Genomic DNA, 18,504 nt, shown 5'->3' with positions numbered 1-18,504 from the left:
GTTTATACTCAACTTCTTTACTTTATGAATGTAACTATACCTTCAGATCATATTCGTGAGGCCCGCAGGGCTACCCAATTGATATTTCTGGTGTGCGGGCTGGGTATGGCTAGCTGGGCGCCCATGGTGCCTTATGCCAAAGACCGTTTAGCCTTGAACGACGCTAACCTGGGGCTATTATTGCTGCTATTAGGCGCCGGGGCCATGCTGATGATGCCTACCTCGGGTTGGCTGGTGAGCAGTTTGGGTAGCCGCCTTGTCATGACGGCTGCCGTGTTGGTCATGGCTCTTTCGCTACCGTTGTTGCTCATTCTGACCTCTCCCGTTGCTATGGCTCTTGCACTATTCATTTTTGGTGCTGGGGTTGGTTCCGTCGATGTAGCGATGAATGCGCACGGTGTTCAAGTACAGAACCTGTATGAGAGACCCATCATGTCGTCCTTACATGGCCTCTTTAGCGTAGGAGGGCTGTTTGGTTCTCTGGGGTTAGGTTTTTTAATTAAGCTGGGACTTAACCCGATCTATGCCATTGTCAGTATTGCCGCGCTGATGATAATCATTACCCTTACCCAATACAAGTACTTATTTGGGGCTGCTGCAGAGCGAGGGATTATTGCCCGGTTCTCAACGATAGCCGACAAGCCAACACAGGGTAAGCAGCGATTCGGCTGGTTGCACGGCAGTGTCTTATTTTTGGGCATCATGTGCTTTGCTATTTTTCTGGCAGAAGGGGCCATTCTCGACTGGAGTGCCATCTTTCTGCGGGACACCAAAGGAATTGAACCGGAGTTGGCAGGGGCGGGCTATGCCGCCTTTTCGGTTGCTATGGCCACAATGCGCTTGGTGGGCGATAAATTAGTGGCACGCCTGAACAGCAAAACGGTCGTTGTGGGAGGCTGTTTACTTGGTGCAGTAGGCTTGCTGATGGCCATAATGAGTCCATGGATTTATGGGGCACTGGTTGGCTTTGTACTACTGGGGTTGGGGGTGGCCAATATTGTGCCAATATTCTTCAGTGCCGCCGGTACGATACCTGGTGTTGCGCCAACGGTCAGTATATCGGCGCTAACGACGATCGGTTATACCGGTCTGCTGGCAGGCCCGGCGATACTGGGTTTTGTTGCTCAACAGTTTTCCTTATCCACCGCTTTAGGCTTCTTATCTCTGGTGTTATTGCTCGTCGCACTCGGGTATGGTTTGAAAGGGAAAGTGAAATAAAGTCCTGTCTTCACTACTTATCACAATCATGGTGAACTGCTCAATGGTCTGGCCGGGGTTTGTAACGGCCGGGGTAACCATCAGTATGCCCTGCCCATTCGTGTGATAAAACTATATAAGCACATTATGAATGGGTGTATTTCGGTAACAGAAGTCACGTTGGCCGGGCATGTAGGTCCCTGTACAAAAGGAATTCAACGTTGCATAAATAAATTGAATGTGTGTTTCATGATCTCAATTCAACCGGAAAGCAATCCGAGCATTGAGTAGTTTTAGCCTGAGTAAAAACAACTAATTTTTCGTGCAAGTATTGACTATATAAATGTACGTATGTAACTTTATTATCTCATTGCAATGTGTGTACGTAAATCTGTAAACAAGTAGTTCTATTTGATCAAACTTTATATTTGCAACCCCCGGCCATGAAGCTTATATTCTTTGGTATTTCGATTGTCTTACAGCTCGCTATGTTTAGCAGTTTTCTGCACGAGGCCGTTTATACTGATTTGGGTAAACTGTGCCGGGTTAAGTGTAGTTTAGCGGCCGTCTTTTATTTCATTGTCGCTACTTTTTTATTTTTTGGATTACGCTTTATGCCTGTATAAGCCAGCCGCCGGTAATTATCCCCAAAAACAATAGTGTTCATCTTTTTCGACCAGGGTCACAAACTCCTTGATTGTCTTTACAATAGGTTTTGGTTTATAAGTATGCCATTTTAAATCAGCCCGTTGCCAAAATACTTTCCAGCAATCTGTCGCTTTCACAAACGTAGCTTTAGCAATGGCTGATTCAAACGTTTGGTCAGGCTGATTAAACCGGGGCCTGATCTCATAAATAATAATACTCTGGTTTTCTATTTTGTAAGCTACATCAACCTGATCCCGAAGCTCTTCGATCGGTCGAACTTTATCAATGTAGTTTTCCAGTACCTCAATGGTATCCAGCGTCAATAGTATATCAAGGCTCATTGCTTCTCACTGATTTATCTCAAATACCTGGTTGGACCTACCGCTAGTTTGGCGAAGACAAGTACATTGTTTCTATACTCACCAAATAGACATGCCGCTTCGTTATCGATAACGAAGCGGCATGTCTATTTACACAATCGGGCAGATAATGTCTATCCGATAAAATAGCCAGTATGCCTGTTTCATAAAATTGCGGCAATGTCGATTACCTACTGCACCGCAGGAAAGGCGCGCTGAGCCGCTATGATTGTCCACTTTTTGTCCTGCTCTTTCAAGAGGTGCGAGAAAACAGTCGGCGATGTGGTTGTAGAGTTTGTGGACGTGCCATACACCAGGATTGTGCGCTCATCGAGCGATTCGGCACGGTCAACTTTCGTTTTTACGACTTCCGGAGCTGTCCGTTTCAGTATATTCTTCTGAATATCTGAACCGCTCAAAATGGTGCCGGCTTCGGTCAGGAGAGACGTTTTAATGGGCAATAATTTTGCCAATGCACCCGTGTCGCCTTTGGTATAGGCCGTGGCATAGGCTGTTTCAACGGCGTTGGCAATAGAATCGACTTTTGTTTGTTCCATAGGCCCACCACGTGGCCGTTCGCCCTTAAATAATCCTTTTCCAAAATTGGCCAGTTTCCCGAAAACGGGTAAGTCAAAGCCAATACCGAGCGCGAAAATGGCTACAATAACAACTGGAACAACAAGTTCTTTTTGAATACCTCCCGTCCGTCGATTTTTGGAATAACCTACAATCGATGCCCAGTTATTCATGATGTGGAATATCGCAGCGGCAACAAAAAGAACGCCAAACCAGGCATGGGTATGCTCAACAACGTGAGAACCTTGTCCAAAATAAATTAAGAGACCCGTAATGGCCAGTACGAAAAATACAGCGGCAACCGAAAGGCTAACCAGATTTTTTGATTTCATAAGAAACGTGAAGGGAGGAAATGTACAAGTAAATGTAAATGAAATATGTAAAAACAAGAAACCCCTCCTGCAAAGCAAGAGGGATTGATCACCAACCTAATCTAATTATCATGAACCCTGTCATGCTACATGGCAGGGCGTAAATTTTTGGTATTAGCGGGGCCGTCCTCCGCCCGTCCGGGTACCGCCACCTGCTGGGGCTGCTGCGGGGGCTGCCTGCTGCTGGTTATCACCACCGCCGTCGCCTTTAACATCGTCGTTATCGATTGACTTTTTGCGTTTTTGTGGTGCATCGAAGCTCATCTTGCCAAGTTTGTAGCTGAAAGTCAACCGAACACCGGCGTTGTAAAAGCTCGTTTGCGAATTCTGAGACAGGATGGGCGATGACAGTTCGGAATTTTGGACAAATGGGTGGTTGAAGATATTCTCAACAGCCAGCCCTAAGCTTGCTTTCTTATCATTGAACTCTTTCCGCATACCCAGGCTGTAAAAATACATGGCACTTTGATACCCCTGTAATTGCACCTGTTTGCCGCGACCACCACCGAACAACTGGAATCCCCAACCGTTGCTGAGCGACAGACTGCTCATAATACGTCCGGCAATGACCAGACCCGAATTGGAAGCCGAATAAACTGGATTTGCGTTATTATTCGTCAGGCTAACATGATACAGGTCGAGGCCACCACCAAGTTGAAGTTTACGGAATAAGGTTCCGTTACCAAACAGGTTGATACCGTATGCATCCTGATGACCAACGTTTTGATACGTGGTTTGAATGACCTGCTGGAAAACCTGATTAGTCGGGTCGCCAACGGGCTGCTGGATTACATCGCGAACGGCCGTGATTTCACCATTCGTCCGACGGGCAAACAAAGACCCGTTCAGGTACAATCCTTTAATGTTCGCGCTGGTGCTGAACTCAAGATTGTCGGTGAATTCCGGCGATAGCAATGGGTTACCTTTGGATATATTGGTTGGGTTGGCCGAGTTAACGTTCGGGTTCAGGAACTGAATACCCGGCCGTTGAATCCGGCGGTTGTAGGCCAGTTTAATGATCTTGCCGCCTTTCAGACTTTTCGAGACGTTGATGCTTGGAACCAGGGTTCCATAATTCGGAATGTCTGTTGCGGTTCCCGTTGATTCGTTGCTGAAACGGGCGTCAATCATCGTGTATTCGTAACGTGCCCCGGCTTTAATGGTGTATTTATTCTTGGTTGTCATCGTATAGGACAGGTAAGAAGCCGCAATGTTCTGATTGTAAAACAGCGTGTTGGCTGGCCGGGTGTTATCCTGTACAAAATCACCCGTGTCGCCACTAGCGAGGTAGTACTGGTAGTCACTGTTCGCTTTCCGGAAAATACCTTTAACACCAAACTCAATTAACTGATTGGTTTTGATGGGTGTCTGGTAATCTATCTGGAGTGTAGATTCCTGGTTGTAACTCAGGTTATCGTTTTTGATTCGTGATGTAATTGTCTGGAAATCGGTGCCGCCCAAAATGTCCGATACGAAATTATTGGTGCGGTTATTCCGACTGAACAAGGCCAGAATACTAAATTCTTTCTGAGGTTTAAAGGTCTTTGTGTAGGTCAGGTTGGCATCTACCGTTCCCGACAAATCAGTGGTTTTTACGTTCCGGTCGCTTATTGTCGGGAAGTAGCTTAGCGGAGACGTTGTCTGCGTCAGCAGGTTATTTTGATTATTTATGCCATTGCGGGCGCCGTACCGAATACTGGCGGTAAGTGACGTACGCTTGTCGATATCATAATCCCAACCCAACTGATAGTTGCCAAACAGATTCTGTCTTTGCGTCTGGGCAGTTTGAATTGTCCGTGTACTGGCCGAGTAGGTGTTAGTCGCGGCATCGTAGTTGCGGGTCGTCTGATCGTTGGCAAAGGCACCTTTCACATTATATTCTGCCCGGCCAAATCCACTTAACGAGAAGCCCATTTTGCCGGTACGGTAGTTACCGTTCAGGCCGAGGTTACTTCCCCGGTTGCCACCGCCCCCGTTCACATCGAGTGTGGCACCCTGTAACGTTGTTTTCTTGGTAACGATGTTAATGATACCGGCTGAGCCTTCTGCATCGTATTTAGCCGATGGCGAGGTGATTACTTCCACAGTTTTGATCATGTCGGCCGGAATCTGCTTCAACGCATCGGCAACACTACTGGCTACAATAGTCGATGGTTTGTTATTGATCAGTACCGTTACATTGGCGCTTCCGCGCAGACTAACGTTGCCATCCAGATCGACCGACAGCATCGGTACTTTGCGAAGAATATCACCGGCGTCGCCCCCTTTGGCGGCAATATCTTTATCTGCGTTATACACCAGCCGGTCTACTTTCTCTTCGATCATAGCCGCCTGACCTACCACGTTTACCTCGTTCAATGTCCGAACATCGGCAGAAAGTTTAACCGAGCCAACGTTTATTGCGCTACCCCGGTCAACTGTAATCAGGGCGCTACGCTTGTCTTTATAACCAATGAACGAGTACTGAAGGCGATATTTTCCGGGAGCCAGTTTGCCAATCGTAAACTGACCTTTGGCATCGGCTGTTGTTCCGTCGATGGGTTTGTTGGTCGCGGTATTTAGTAAGGCAATGGTAGCGAACTCAACGGGTTTGTTGGAGGTCGAGTCAATTAACGTACCCGTAATTTTGCCGTTTCCGCGGGCAATGGGCTCGGCTTCTGAAGTCGTTGCTGCCGGTTGTGGCTGTGTGCCGGGTGCCTGAATCATTGTTGGGCCACCAGGTGCGGTGAAGCTGGTGGGCGTAGTATCGGTTGGCGTTTTGCCAAACGGATCGGACACTGCCGGGGCCGCTGGGGTAACGATAGGGGTCGGGTTGCTTGCCGGAGCGGCTACCGTCCCGCTGGCAGGCGCGGTAGGAACAGTAGGCGTTTGGGCGAATGATGTTGTCGCGCTAACGATGAGTAAAGAGAGTAGCAGGGCTTTCATGTGATTTTTAATTAGCGAGTCAAAGTTGAGTCCATAGAGTTATACGCGAAAAACTATTTGGCTGAATGCCGTTTTTTCAATGCCGAAAGCAAAAAATAGACTGGTGAAGTATAAACAGATGAAAAGAGATTTCGGCCTGATTTGTTGTACTCTACCGTGCCTTTGAGTGAGCGAGTGGGCAATAAAAAGGCATTTTCAAGCTGGTAGCTAGTGCGTAAACCAGTACATTTGTTGGCTGGCTGGTAACTTGTCCGGCACCGTTTTGACCTTCTATGACGCGACTTTTTTTATTTCTTGCCCTATTCTGTCCGCTCTTTTTTTTATTCGCCTATAACTCTGGCTATGGTTACGATGCCTATGAATATCTGGTAATAGCACGCTCGCTCAATGAGGGATATGCCTTGTATGACTTCATTCCGTCGAAATCTTATCTGCTCTATTCATCGACCAATGTGTTGCTGAATTTGCTGGGTGGCTACAACCACGTCAGTGTTTCGGCCCTGATAACACTGTTGGCCACAGGTGTTTTGCTATCGGCCTGGCGGGCGGCACGTCTGTTTGGTGAACGGGTAGCGCTCGTTACGGTTGGGCTGACGGCGGCCTGTTGTGCATTCATGGAAATGAATTTTCTGGAACCCGAAAGCTGGATTGCCATCTTTGGGCTAAATGCATTTGCCCTGGCTGTTGGCAACAAAGGATCTGCCAACCTGCGTTGGCTGGGGGCTGGCGTTTTGCTGGGCATTGCCATGTGCTTCAAAAGTGTAGCCGCTTTTTATGTCGTAGGGTTTGGGGCATTTATTCTTCTGCTTTGGTTCGCAGGACGACTCACATTCTGGTCAATGGTTGGCCGGGGAATGCTGGTTTTGTTGGGCTTCGTACTGCCTCTAGGGTTGTCTGCACTCTATTTTTACGCTACCAATCGATTAGACGACCATCTGGAGTGGACCTATATTTATCCGTTTGGCGGTTATCCATCCCACACGATTTTTCTGGTCAAATTTCTGATCAAAATAAGTTGGCTGTTGCTGTTGCTGGCTGTTTCGTTTGTGCTGGTATGGCAGCCGCCTTACCGAAATGTGTATCGGCAAACACCGGCTTTGTGGCTGGCCCTGCTGCTGGCTGTGTTTTCCTGTGTAGCCATGCTGAAAACGCAGGCCAGTCATTACTTTTTTCCGGCTGCAGTTTTCTTTGTGTTGCACTTGGGCTTTATGGCCGATCTATGGCTTGGGCAGTATGAGTCCCGTAACCGGAAATTACCCTACCGGTTTGTACTGGCGGGCGTTGGAGTAGTAGGTGCGTTGTTATTAATCAGCGGTCTTCTTTATCGTCCGGCTACAATTAAGCGTTTTATAAGTATTGCCGATTATTCGGGTGAACAACAGGCTGGTGACTTTATCCGTGAACAAACCGGCCCGACCGGAAAGGCACTCCTGATCGATAATGGCATGAGTTTGTATTACCTGTCGGATCGGGAGCCTAATGTTCCGTTTATTTTTACGGAGATGCAGACCTCGCACTACATAGAGTCACACCCTGACACCTATGGGCGCGCGCTGGCCGATACCAGTCTGAAGGTCGTTGTTTTTGGAAATCGGTCGAGTGTTATTGACGATAGTACGGCGTTAACTCAACCGGCCAATGCGTATGCCATCCGCCAACTGCGGGAGGGATTGCAAAAGAATTTTGTTAAAGTAAAAAATCCCCGCTTTCCGTTGATATACTGGGTGCGTAAGTAACCCGAAAAATTGTTTGCCCGTTATCGCTTATCTTTGCTTTATGCTGCTATCTGTTCTTATTCCTGCTTACAACGAAATTAAGTCTATTGATACGTTACTTGAGAAAATACAGGCTGTTCCTCTAACGAAAGAAATAATTATTGTTGACGACGGTTCGACGGACGGTACCCGCGAACGTCTGGCAACCTTCGAGTCAGTACCCAACATTCGTGTTGTTTTTCATGATCACAACCAGGGTAAAGGGGCTGCCATTCGCACGGCTATTAAGCACATGACGGGCGATATTGCTATTGTACAGGACGCAGATTTAGAGTACGAACCCCTGGATTATCTGTTTCTGGTAAGGCCTATTGCCGAAGGAAAGGAGAAAGTTATCTACGGCTCCCGGTTCCTGAAACCCGAAAATCGCCATTCCTATTTTAGCTTTTATATTGGTGGACAAGTAGTTACACTGTTGACGAACCTGCTTTTCAACCAGCGACTCACCGATGAGCCGACTTGCTACAAGGTATTCGACGCTAATTTTCTGCGGTCTATTCCCCTCGAATGTACCCGTTTTGAGTTCTGTCCCGAAGTGACCGCTAAAGTAGCTAAACGGGGTATCCGTATTCGGGAGTTACCCATAAGTTATTATCCCCGCTCCATTGCCGAGGGTAAAAAGATTTCATGGCTGGACGGTATCGAAGCAATCTGGGTGCTGCTCAAGTACCGGATTGTGAAGTAAGCTAAGATAATGTATAATGAAAAATGGTTAATGAAGAATGAATTGCGGTCTGGAAATCAGCCTTTTTTCATTCTTCATTAACCATTTTTCATTATACATTATCTTACTCACTCACCGTTTTCATCACTGCCTGAAACAGCTTGGGTACGGGGGCGCTGAAACGCATGGGAGCGCCGGTGATTGGGTGTTCGAAGGCCAGGGTTTCGGCATGAAGGCCCAGCCGCCCGATGGGGTCGGAGGTGGCCCCGTATTTGGCATCGCCCGCAATGGGGTGTTTAATGTCCTGCATATGGACCCGAATCTGGTTCTTACGGCCCGTTTCCAGCTCCAGCTCCAGCAACGAATAGCCGTTGTTTGCCTTCAGTACTTTATAGTTAGTGATAGACAACTGCCCTGTATCGGGGTTTTGGCTCGAGTAAACGATAAGGGCTTTACTCTCACGCAGATAGGATGTAATGCGGCCTTGTTCCGGTTCGGGAACGCCCTCTACCAGGGCTACATAAGTCCGCTCTTTGGTCGTTGCATTCCAGGACTCCTGCATCAGCCGCTGCACGTTTTCGCTTCGCGCAAACATCATTACACCCGACGTTTCGCGGTCGAGTCGGTGAATGATAAATATCTTGTTTTTGGGGTTCTCTTTTTTGACGTAGTCGCTTAGGATACCGTAGGCTGTGCGATCGCGCTCTTTATTGGTTGCCATCGACAGCAAACCTGCCTGCTTATTGATGACGATCAGACTCTGGTCTTCGTATAAAATAGTCAGGCCCCGGTATTGCGACGTTTCGGGCGCCCGGTTTCCGGCAACGGTTACAACTTGCCCCGGTGTCAGGGGATGATTGAACTGTGTATAAACTTTGCCATCAATCAGCACCTGCTTGTTGCCAAGCAGTGACTTGATATTGTTCCGGTTTTTATGCGGCAATTGAGCAATCAAAAACGCCATTAGTTCGGCGGGTTCCGAAACGGTAAGAGTAGCGTCGGTCCGCTGACCACGTTGCTTACGGGGCTGGTTTGGGTTCTCCATGCTACAAAGGTACACCTTCATTCCCGATCTTACCCGTCTGGCGCTCTTTCTTGTTCGTTTTACGAACGTAGTTATTTGCTCAGAATCAGGTTAAGAATCAATTCATGAAGGCGCATATCGTGCTTGCGGGTAAACGGGCTTACTTTCCCAACCACTCTTTAAACTCGGTCATCCGGTCGCCACTAACAAAGACTTCCTGGCGCGATTTAGGCGTCATATCAAGTTTGAGCTTACCCGCCGAAAACGTATGAATGGTTTGAATGGCAGACAACGACACCAGAAACTGGCGGCTGATGCGAAAAAAACGACGTGGATTCAGGACCTGCGTCAGTTTGTCTAAACTATAGTCTACGGGCAGCGTCAGGCCGTCTTTCGTTACTAAAAAAACGACCTTTTCTTCCAGGTAAAAATAAGCGATGTCGCCGGTTTCGATGCTGCGAATCTTCGTGCCAACCGTAATCATAAACCGTTCTTTATAATCGGTTTGCTTCGATTTGCCAATCAGGTTCAAGAGTGTTTCGAGGTCGTGGGAGGTTGATGTTGCCTGGCCAAACTGCTTTTTCAAAGCTTTGTATTTCTCAATGGCCGCCACCAGTTCATCGTAATTGATGGGTTTGAGCAGGTAGTCGATGCTATTGACCTTAAAGGCCTGAATCATGTATTCATCATAGGCCGTTGTAAAAATAACTGGCGTAGTCAGCTGTGTTTGTTCGAAGATGCGGAATCCAAGGTCATCTTCGAGGTGGATATCCATGAAGATCAAGTCGACAGGGCTATTCGACTCATCAAACCAACTGACGGCTTCGGCAACCGATGGAATCCGGGCCAGAACGGTAATGGCCGAATCGTATTTGTGGAGCAAACTTTCGAGCCGTTTAGCTGTCAGGTTTTCATCTTCGATAATGACTACATTCATATAAGTAATAGGGATGCTCGAATAATTGACAGCGAGAATAGCGCATACAGGCTATGATGATCGGGAAACACTTGCCCGGTCACTCGCGGATTCATTCATTCGCTCATTGAGTAATAATGGAACCTTCACAACAAAATTGCCTTCGCTTTCGCCCACCCAAACGGGGCGGGCGGTGAGCAGGGCATACCGGGTTATGATGTTTTGTAAGCCCATACCCGTAGATGTTTCTGACTGCGGGCGGGGCTGCAAATTGTTCTTGACAACAAGGCAATCCTGATCCAGCATAATATGCACCTTCAGAGGCTCTTTTGCCGACATTCGGTTATGCTTCACCGCATTTTCTACTAATAATTGTAAGGTAAGTGGCGCTATGCTGTACCGGGTCTGGTCGGCCTCAGGCACCGTGATCAGCACATCGAATTTGTTCTCGAAGCGGATATTCAATAAAAAGCGATAGGCTTGAATAAACTCCAGTTCGGTTTTGAGCAGCACCCGCTCGTTATCTTTCTGTTCCAGAATATAGCGGTAAGCCCTGGACAACTGGTCAATAAATTTCTCGGATAGCTCCGCATCGGCATGAACTAAAGAGGATAATATGCTGAGGCTGTTGAACAGGAAATGAGGATTCACCTGACTTTTCAGGGCCGCAAACTGCGCCTGAACATTCTCTTTTTCCAGCCGTTCGGCGCGTACCTGCACAACTTCCAGCTCCCGGTAAGCCCGGCGGTTAGCGGCCAGATAAAAAGCCGACAGCATAGCCATAACCGTCAAGCCATTGTTTACCCGTCGGCGTTGTTCGGCTCGTTTGCGCCGTTCTTCCAGGATGGTAGGTGTCATCGCTGGTCGTTGTGGACGAATGTCCTGTTCACGATAAATACCGAAATTATTTTCCAGAACGGTATCCAGACCCCGCCATGTCATGGAAAAGGCAAAGTTAAAAACAAGGGCCAGGGCGCTGGCAATGACCAGGGTAGCCAGCTGGGCCGGTATCTTGAACTCAATGAGGAAATCCTCGCCGAAACGCTTGAATAACTCCTGCTGAAGCCACTCGGTTACGGTGAGCCAGGCATAAAAGAATAAAACAGTCAGGGCCGTTTCCAGTATCCAGAAGGGAACGCTGCGGGCCATTAATAACCAACTCAGCGATGGGACATTGACATATAATCGAATAGGAAAGTATATAACGAACACGCTAACGGCGAGCTGCCACTTTTGCGAAGTCGTTAAACGGTACGTCATGGTAGGTAAGGTTTATAATCAAAACTAGTAATTCTGGAAAACCAACAAAAAAGAAACCGGCGGAATGCCGGTTTCGGGAATCTGAATGACGCCATTCTGTTCATGAACGTAAGGCTATTAATTTCTGAGCGGGTTGGTCTGCAACCACAAACGTCTTAACGAATGAATCGTTACCAACTGCAACGGCCAATTGATAGGAGCCAGCCGTGAGTTCGTCAATATTGAATTTTTGCGTAAACCCTTCGCGAAGATTGACGTTAGAACTATAAAGTAAATGCCCTTGTGTATCGCGCAGGGTCACGCTGGCAACGGCATCTTCCCGATCAACAACCAGCTTGAGTTTCTGGTCGGTGGTGATGGAAACGGTGGCGACGGGCGTTATGTGTTCTGTTGTTTGAGCGAACGATGTGGTTCCGATTACCAAACCCAGCATCAGAATGAGTACATTTTTCATGGCTTCTTTAGTTTTTGTTTCGTTTAACTGAAACAAAGGTGTAGGTTGAACACGCTACCCGAAACTAAAACTTGACGAGTGCCACTTTTTCTGGTATGATTCTGGTTTTCAGCGGGCTAAGTGCAATAGGCTGTCGGGTGGCATATGCCTTGATGTCAATTCTATACAGTTAACCCAAACCTGTTTTTTTATGAATCGCTTTGTTATCGGATTACTAGTGTTGTTGGCAGGCTGCGGCCCCTCGGCCAAACAAACCGACAAGCCGGAAACCGGAACGCTTGATGCCGTATTTAAACTCCCTTACCAACTCAGTAAGCCTGACGAAAACTACACGCTGCCAAAAGAGTTGAAAGAAATATCGGGCTTAACCTATTATAAGGACGATCAGTTGTTGTGCGTTCAGGACGAAGAGGCTGTCGTATATGTATTCGATACAAAAAAAGGAAATGTCGTAAAGGATTTTGGCTTTGGTGGTTATGGCGATTTTGAGGGCATCGAGTATGTAAACGACGAAGTGTATGTCCTTGAAAGTAACGGTACGTTGTTCCGATTTAAACCCGAATCAACAAAAATTGGCCGGACAAAAACCGACTTACCCAAAAAAACCGAAGTAGAAGGACTTGGCTATAACCCTAAAACGAAACGACTGCTTATAGCTGTAAAAAATGGTGAAGGGTCGAGCGATAAAGCTGTTTACTCGTTCGATCTGTTGAATCGGGCTGTTTTTAAAGACATGAGCCTCAACGACGAGCAACTGAAAGGGGCGGGGATTGACCCCAAAACCTATAAACCATCGGGCATTGCCGTACATCCCATTACCGGGGAGTGGTACATCCTTACATCGGCAGGGAAACGCCTGCTTATTACCAGCCGACAAGCTAAAATTATTTATTCAGAATCGCTCGATCCAAAAGCGTTTCGACAGCCCGAAGGCATTTGTTTTGCGCCAAACGGCGATCTGTACATTGCCAGTGAGGGCGACGGGAAAAAAGGATATATTCTGAAGTTCAGGTATCAGAAATAAGGTTGGCCAGCCTCAATTGCTGCTTAGTTCACGTCCGATGTTTCGGCGTGGGGCGTATGTAAAAATACTTTGCTGGCTTTTTTAAAGTTAAGCAGCGATTTAAACATGCTGAAGATCAACATCGGTAGCACCAAAAAGTCGCGTATTGATAATTTTTGCCATAAAGAGACAGGAATTGATATGGCCAGGCTTATGACCATAAACCCAAATGCTCCCAAGCTTAAAAGTTTAAATTCCTGATTGTCAATAAAAAGGCTCGCAAATGCCAGTAGATATAAAATAGTCAATAAAATCAGTCGGGGAAGCAACAGCGAGCGAAACATTGAATTGAAGGCCTGTCCATTGCCCTTGACCAGTTGCTGTATACCAATTGTAAAGTAGGCTTTTACGAAGTACACTTGAGCGGCTATCCATCGTGTTCGCTGTTTGTTGAATACCGCTACATTCTGTACTTTTTCGTCATAAATGATAGCCTCTTGCAAATAGCCAACTTTAATGTGATTTATCGTCAATAGCATTTCCAGCTCTTTGTCGTAACCACCTACTGTCTTTATCTGATCCAGCGCATCTTTCAGCAAAGTTGGCTCAAATGCCATGCCTGATCCTGTACACATAGCCGAAAGCCCCAGCGCCCGCTGTCCTGCCCGGAATAGATTGTTGTTAACCTCTTCGTTCATAGCGTCGAAAATGGCTACGCCTTTATTAGTGTTCTTGGCAACCCGGTGTCCCTGAATAGCCCGCCATCCCTGCCCGAATGCCTGATTGATTCGCTCCAGAAAATCGGCCGCCATATGATTATCAGCGTCAGAAATCACAACAATATCATATACATTTTCAGGAAGCGAATTGAGAGCATATATAATGGATTTTTGAACGGTCGACTGCTCAAATTCAACACGAATGACCTGTATTGGATAGCGGGAAAGCTTTTCCAGTGTTTGTGGCTGAAACGAATCGGCAATGACGATCAGGTCGAATAAATCCGATGGATAGGTCTGGTTTAAATTGGCTATTACTGAGCCCACAATAACAGCATCCTCTTTATAGGCTGGAATCAGCACCGCAATCCGGCGAAATCGATCCACAGCCTTTGATGGAGAAACATCGTCGGCGCTGCCTAAACGACCGGCAATTGCCGATATAAGAAAATAAGCAACGTTGAATAAAAGGTAGCCACCTATAAATACACAAGTGAAATACAGTATAAAAGCCATTATGGTTAAAGAGACTATGAGTATATTATATATAATGCTGAAAAGAAGTACACAATATTAACAATTTTTAGATAAAGGTTCTATTTAGTAAGTTTTATTTTATAATAATAAATAAAACTTTAAATTTTAGCCATAATTAAACCCCCTTTTCTATATATGAGCAAATTTCTACGTTCTGCTTACACCTATATACTCATTGTTAATAGTATAGGTTTACTTGCTTTCAGTTTATTCGCTTTTACATCGAAAAAGCAGAGTCGATTTAATTTCATGTCGACCAGCCTGCTAGCTGTAAACTTACCAGGCCGTGTTGAAGCTGAAAATTACGCCACTATGCAGGGAATTGGCACCGAATCAACAGCTGATGATGGCGGTGGTCAAAATGTTGGAAACATCGACACCGGCGACTGGATGGACTATGCCATCAATGTGCCGCACAACGGGGTTTACTCATTCCGGTTTCGTGTCGCCAATGGCTATGGCGATGGCTCGGCTTTTGAACTTCGGTTGGCCAATGGCACGGTGGTGAGTACCGTTAGTGTGCCCCGAACGGGCGGCACGCAAAACTGGCAGACGATTGGTGCAACGGCCCGCCTGAACGCAGGCAGCCAAACATTGCGGATTTATGTCCTGAAAGGCGACTGGAATCTCAACTGGTTCGAAGCCGCCGATGGACATACCCTTCCCGGAAAACTGGAGGCTGAAAGCTTCGATGTGGCAACGGATGTTCGCCCTGAACAAGCGTCTGATACCGATGGCGGAATCGACATTAATTATATTGACGACAACGACTGGATGGATTATAACGTTACGGTGCCCACAACGGGCGTCTACACGTTTGGGTTTCGGGTGGCCAACAGTTGGGGCAATGGATTAATTAACATAAAAAATGAAGCGGGGGTGGTGTTGGGTAGCCTCGACGTACCTCGCACGGGCGGCTGGCAAAACTGGACAACCGTCAACACAACGGCTACGCTGCAAGCCGGGAGTCAGGTGCTGCGTATCTACTCGGTGCGCGGAGCCTGGAATTTCAACTGGGTCAACATCACTCAGGGGGGCATAATTCTGGCACCGGCAAGCATCAGTTTTGCCGCGTTGCCCGATAAAACAACCGACGACGGTGAGTTTGCGCTAATCGCCACGAGTACCAATACGGATACGCCTATTACATTCACATCATCTAATCCATCTGTACTTACTGTGTCGAACGCTTCCGGTTCGTGGAAGGCGTCTGTCGTGGCTGCCGGAACGGCAATAATTACCGCATCGCAGGTTGCATCATCTACCTTCCTAGCGGCCGAAAATGTAGTACAAACGCAGGTTGTTCGTGCCTCTTCGATCATTGCGCCCGAAAAGAAAATTCCAATCGATGCCAAACGCTGGTATCAGCTTACCAATGTAAGCAACGGGCTACAGGGACTATTCGATGGGGTTACAGATGCCGTGGTAGAAACGGGTTGGGGTAAAGTGCTGCCTCAGTACGATGCCTATTATCCGTTACTCAACGGCGAGACGATAACCCTCGAAAGCGTGCGGTTGTATGATTTTGTCGGCTCGTGTCAGGATAACCCAATGACCTTGTGGGTGATCAACGACCAATGGCAGCGGATTCCGGTTGCCACCTTTACGGGCAGCGACTATGCGAACTGGGTAGGGCCGTACCCCAACCGGTCAACGAGCGGTAATATGCGTTTTAAACTGGATCAGCCAATCAGCAACGCCCGCTATCTGGTCATCAATACGTACGGTGCTTTCCCCACCGAGATGGAACTTTACGGTTCCTACACGCCACCCAGCCAGACACCAACCCCGGTACCGGCAAAGTCTGTTAAACTTGGCGATATGCTGGGCGTGAACGCTTATGAGTGGAACTTCGAAGATGGCAATACACCCTGGATGGTCAATGAGGCCAAAATGAACATCGTCAAAGGGTTTTCCGGCATCCGGCATTACATGGACTGGAATAAGCTTGAGTCCAATGAAGCCAGTTACTCATACAGCCCAACGATGAGCGGTGGCTGGAATTTCGACGCTATTTATGAACGCTGTAAAGCAGATGGTATTGAGGTGCTGGCCTGTCTGAAAACCATTCCCGACTGGATGGTCAACACCTATCCGCAGGATCAGCGCGATGCCGAGAATACACCCCTACGGTTTGGTAAAGATTTCGCCGACCCAACGTCTTATCTGGAGCAGGCAAAAATGGGTTTTCAATACATGGCCCGATACGGCTATAACACAAATGTGAATCCGGCCTTGCTGAGTGTTAACTCGACTCCCCGCTGGACGGGTGACACCCCAAACTCAATAAAAATAGGCATGGGGTTAATCAAATACATTGAGTGCGACAACGAACGCGACAAGTGGTGGAAAGGCCGGAAAGCTTACCAGACAGCCCGCGAATATGCCGCGAACCTGTCGGCGTTTTATGATGGCCATAAAAACAGCATGGGGCCGGGTGTAGGCGTAAAAAATGCTGACCCTACGGTAAAAGTGGTTATTGGCGGACTGGCCTCGGCATCGAGCGGGTCAGATTATGTAAAAGGGATGATCGACTGGTGCAAACAGTATCGTGGCTACAAACCCGATGGTACCGTTAACCTATGCTGGGACATTATCAACTACCACATGTATTCCGATAATACGTCGTCGTCGCAGAGTGGTACCTCCACGCGGGGAGCGGCACCGGAGGTAACGCCTGTTAACCTGATTGCGGAGGATTTCCGGCAAACAGCACACCGGCAGTCCTACGATATGCCGGTCTGGATTACCGAAACGGGTTATGATGTCAATCAGGGTAGTCCATTACGGGCCATTCCTATCGGTAACAAATCGGCGCTGGAAACGCAGGGGGACTGGATCTTACGAACGGCTTTATTGTATGCCCGGCAGGGAATCGAGAAAGTGTTTTTCTATCAGCTCTACGACGACAATTCGACGGGCGGCATGTTCGGCACGTCGGGGTTGGCGAATGGAGATAACTTGACTCGCCGACCAGCCGCCGATTACCTGTATCAGACCAAAAAGCTATTCGGCGATTACATCTACAAAGAAACCATCAACCGAAACCCATTCGTGGATCGCTATGAGCGAAACGGTAACTCGGCTTATGTACTTGTAGTACCCGACGAAGTTGGCCGTACGGCTACCTACACACTCGATCTGGGCAGCGCGACCCAGGCCCGCGTTTACCGACCCAAAGTGGGTAGCAATGACATGGATATGGAACTTGTCAGTACAAACCAGGGCAAGTTGCAGCTTACCGTTACCGAAACCCCCCTGTTCGTGATGCCGGGAAATATCGCACCAAACGCACGTCAGGCAGCCGTTGCCACGTCAGATGTAAAAAGTCTGGACGAAGTTGTTCGGGTGTTTCCTAACCCAACGGCCAGTTTCGTAACGGTTCAGGCAGAGCGGTCATCTACGTATTCACTTAAAATAAATGTGTTTGATGCAGGCATGAGTCATATGCACCAACAAGTAAAGATTCAGGGCCAAGGTGACCGTTTTTCGGGTGAGGTCGATTTGTCGCGTCTGCCGGTGGGCACCTACTTACTGGAAATAAAACAAGGCACCGAGCGAATAGTACGGAAAGTGTTAAAAGTGGAATAAAGTGTAGTCAATAATAGTGAAGTCGGGCCTTAAAGCTTAACTTCACTGTTATTGACTACATTGAAAAATGAATTAATAGAGTATATATAAAAAAATATTGTTTACTTTATTTTTATAATGAATCTATTGAGTTTACTTTTATATTTATAAATAAATCTTCCCATAAGCTACCTTCAAGTAAGTATCAAGTACACATTTAGTTTATCGATGATGTGCCAATCTCTGGTAATCTCAGCATACGTGCCTCATCTCTATTATACACATATTAAATATGGCAGATATAAAAACGGCATATACAACACTGCTCATATCGCTAATTACTATCAATCACAATCAAACAAACAGTGCCTGCCATTTGCTGAAGTCGACCCGATCAATTAGCTGGCCTTATTTTGTCATTGTTGTGGTCGATAATGGCAATCGGGAAGGCTTGCCCAACCCTAGTTGGCAAGCTAATTGCCTGAAGGAACCTTTGATACCGTGCA

General features: G+C 47.3%; 13 protein-coding genes. 5 read left to right on the top strand and 8 right to left on the bottom strand.

From position 1 onward, the window contains the following. Window positions 1-24 precede the first annotated feature (24 nt). Window positions 25-1,218: an MFS transporter gene (locus CWM47_RS01040; protein WP_100985952.1), complete on the top strand. Its 1,194-nt coding sequence runs from the start codon at window positions 25-27 to the stop codon at window positions 1,216-1,218. Between the two features lie 620 nt (window positions 1,219-1,838). Here CWM47_RS01040 and CWM47_RS01030 read toward each other — a convergent pair. From CWM47_RS01030 to CWM47_RS01020, 3 genes are all read right to left on the bottom strand, one after another. After that, the gene (locus tag CWM47_RS01030; protein WP_100985950.1) at window positions 1,839-2,186 is read right to left on the bottom strand and encodes a DUF3024 domain-containing protein; all 348 of its coding nucleotides are present in this window, start codon (window positions 2,184-2,186) and stop codon (window positions 1,839-1,841) included. Window positions 2,187-2,395: 209 nt separating this feature from the next. Further along, entirely contained in the window at window positions 2,396-3,112 is a 717-nt protein-coding gene (locus tag CWM47_RS01025) for a DUF4405 domain-containing protein (protein ID WP_100985949.1), read from the bottom strand. 153 nt (window positions 3,113-3,265) lie between these two features. Continuing rightward, window positions 3,266-6,076, bottom strand: coding sequence for a TonB-dependent receptor domain-containing protein (locus tag CWM47_RS01020; protein ID WP_100985948.1), 2,811 nt, complete (start codon window positions 6,074-6,076; stop codon window positions 3,266-3,268). A 272-nt stretch (window positions 6,077-6,348) separates the two neighbouring features. On the opposite strand from CWM47_RS01020, the gene CWM47_RS01015 reads away from it, so the two are divergent. Together CWM47_RS01015 and CWM47_RS01010 are read left to right on the top strand one after the other, a co-directional pair. Continuing rightward, window positions 6,349-7,812 carry an ArnT family glycosyltransferase gene (locus CWM47_RS01015; RefSeq protein ID WP_100985947.1) on the top strand — a complete coding sequence of 488 codons (1,464 nt, stop codon included), beginning with the start codon at window positions 6,349-6,351 and terminating at the stop codon, window positions 7,810-7,812. Window positions 7,813-7,852: 40 nt separating this feature from the next. After that, window positions 7,853-8,536 (top strand): glycosyltransferase family 2 protein, encoded by a 684-nt coding sequence (locus CWM47_RS01010; protein ID WP_100985946.1) that lies wholly within the window; start codon window positions 7,853-7,855, stop codon window positions 8,534-8,536. Window positions 8,537-8,639: 103 nt separating this feature from the next. Here CWM47_RS01010 and CWM47_RS01005 read toward each other — a convergent pair whose 3' ends face one another. From CWM47_RS01005 to CWM47_RS00990, 4 genes are all read right to left on the bottom strand, one after another. Beyond that, the gene (locus CWM47_RS01005) at window positions 8,640-9,560 is read right to left on the bottom strand and encodes an RluA family pseudouridine synthase (protein WP_100985945.1); all 921 of its coding nucleotides are present in this window, start codon (window positions 9,558-9,560) and stop codon (window positions 8,640-8,642) included. A gap of 139 nt (window positions 9,561-9,699) precedes the next feature. Next, window positions 9,700-10,476 (bottom strand): LytR/AlgR family response regulator transcription factor, encoded by a 777-nt coding sequence (locus CWM47_RS01000; protein WP_100985944.1) that lies wholly within the window; start codon window positions 10,474-10,476, stop codon window positions 9,700-9,702. A gap of 51 nt (window positions 10,477-10,527) precedes the next feature. Further along, window positions 10,528-11,715 (bottom strand): sensor histidine kinase, encoded by a 1,188-nt coding sequence (locus CWM47_RS00995; RefSeq protein WP_100985943.1) that lies wholly within the window; start codon window positions 11,713-11,715, stop codon window positions 10,528-10,530. Window positions 11,716-11,815: 100 nt separating this feature from the next. Further along, window positions 11,816-12,169 (bottom strand): hypothetical protein, encoded by a 354-nt coding sequence (locus CWM47_RS00990; RefSeq protein ID WP_157815869.1) that lies wholly within the window; start codon window positions 12,167-12,169, stop codon window positions 11,816-11,818. A 190-nt stretch (window positions 12,170-12,359) separates the two neighbouring features. On the opposite strand from CWM47_RS00990, the gene CWM47_RS00985 reads away from it, so the two are divergent. Next, window positions 12,360-13,193, top strand: a complete 834-nt coding sequence (locus tag CWM47_RS00985; protein ID WP_100985941.1) for an SdiA-regulated domain-containing protein — start codon at window positions 12,360-12,362, stop codon at window positions 13,191-13,193. 23 nt (window positions 13,194-13,216) lie between these two features. Here the strand turns inward: CWM47_RS00985 and CWM47_RS00980 are convergent, their stop codons facing one another. Further along, complete coding sequence (locus tag CWM47_RS00980) at window positions 13,217-14,407, bottom strand: glycosyltransferase (RefSeq protein WP_100985940.1); 1,191 nt, start codon at window positions 14,405-14,407, stop codon at window positions 13,217-13,219. A 156-nt stretch (window positions 14,408-14,563) separates the two neighbouring features. Here CWM47_RS00980 and CWM47_RS00975 point away from each other — a divergent pair, with 156 nt between their 5' ends. Continuing rightward, entirely contained in the window at window positions 14,564-18,019 is a 3,456-nt protein-coding gene (locus tag CWM47_RS00975; protein WP_100985939.1) for a carbohydrate-binding protein, read from the top strand. Window positions 18,020-18,504 lie beyond the last annotated feature (485 nt).

It is taken from the genome of Spirosoma pollinicola (genome assembly GCF_002831565.1).
GTDB classification, from domain to species: domain Bacteria; phylum Bacteroidota; class Bacteroidia; order Cytophagales; family Spirosomataceae; genus Spirosoma; species Spirosoma pollinicola.
This window is presented reverse-complemented; position numbering and strand designations above follow the sequence as displayed.

Excerpts from the sequence above, each read along its gene's own strand:
- CWM47_RS00995 (WP_100985943.1), bottom strand. The coding sequence starts at position 11,715 with ATGACGTACCGTTTAACGACTTCGCAAAAGTGGCAGCTCGCCGTTAGC.
- CWM47_RS01005 (WP_100985945.1), bottom strand. The coding sequence starts at position 9,560 with ATGGAGAACCCAAACCAGCCCCGTAAGCAACGTGGTCAGCGGACCGAC.
- CWM47_RS01015 (WP_100985947.1), top strand. The coding sequence starts at position 6,349 with ATGACGCGACTTTTTTTATTTCTTGCCCTATTCTGTCCGCTCTTTTTT.
- CWM47_RS01000 (WP_100985944.1), bottom strand. The coding sequence starts at position 10,476 with ATGAATGTAGTCATTATCGAAGATGAAAACCTGACAGCTAAACGGCTC.
- CWM47_RS01040 (WP_100985952.1), top strand. The coding sequence starts at position 25 with ATGAATGTAACTATACCTTCAGATCATATTCGTGAGGCCCGCAGGGCT.
- CWM47_RS01030 (WP_100985950.1), bottom strand. The coding sequence starts at position 2,186 with ATGAGCCTTGATATACTATTGACGCTGGATACCATTGAGGTACTGGAA.
- CWM47_RS00975 (WP_100985939.1), top strand. The coding sequence starts at position 14,564 with ATGAGCAAATTTCTACGTTCTGCTTACACCTATATACTCATTGTTAAT.
- CWM47_RS01010 (WP_100985946.1), top strand. The coding sequence starts at position 7,853 with ATGCTGCTATCTGTTCTTATTCCTGCTTACAACGAAATTAAGTCTATT.
- CWM47_RS00990 (WP_157815869.1), bottom strand. The coding sequence starts at position 12,169 with ATGAAAAATGTACTCATTCTGATGCTGGGTTTGGTAATCGGAACCACA.
- CWM47_RS00980 (WP_100985940.1), bottom strand. The coding sequence starts at position 14,407 with ATGGCTTTTATACTGTATTTCACTTGTGTATTTATAGGTGGCTACCTT.
- CWM47_RS00985 (WP_100985941.1), top strand. The coding sequence starts at position 12,360 with ATGAATCGCTTTGTTATCGGATTACTAGTGTTGTTGGCAGGCTGCGGC.
- CWM47_RS01025 (WP_100985949.1), bottom strand. The coding sequence starts at position 3,112 with ATGAAATCAAAAAATCTGGTTAGCCTTTCGGTTGCCGCTGTATTTTTC.
- CWM47_RS01020 (WP_100985948.1), bottom strand. The coding sequence starts at position 6,076 with ATGAAAGCCCTGCTACTCTCTTTACTCATCGTTAGCGCGACAACATCA.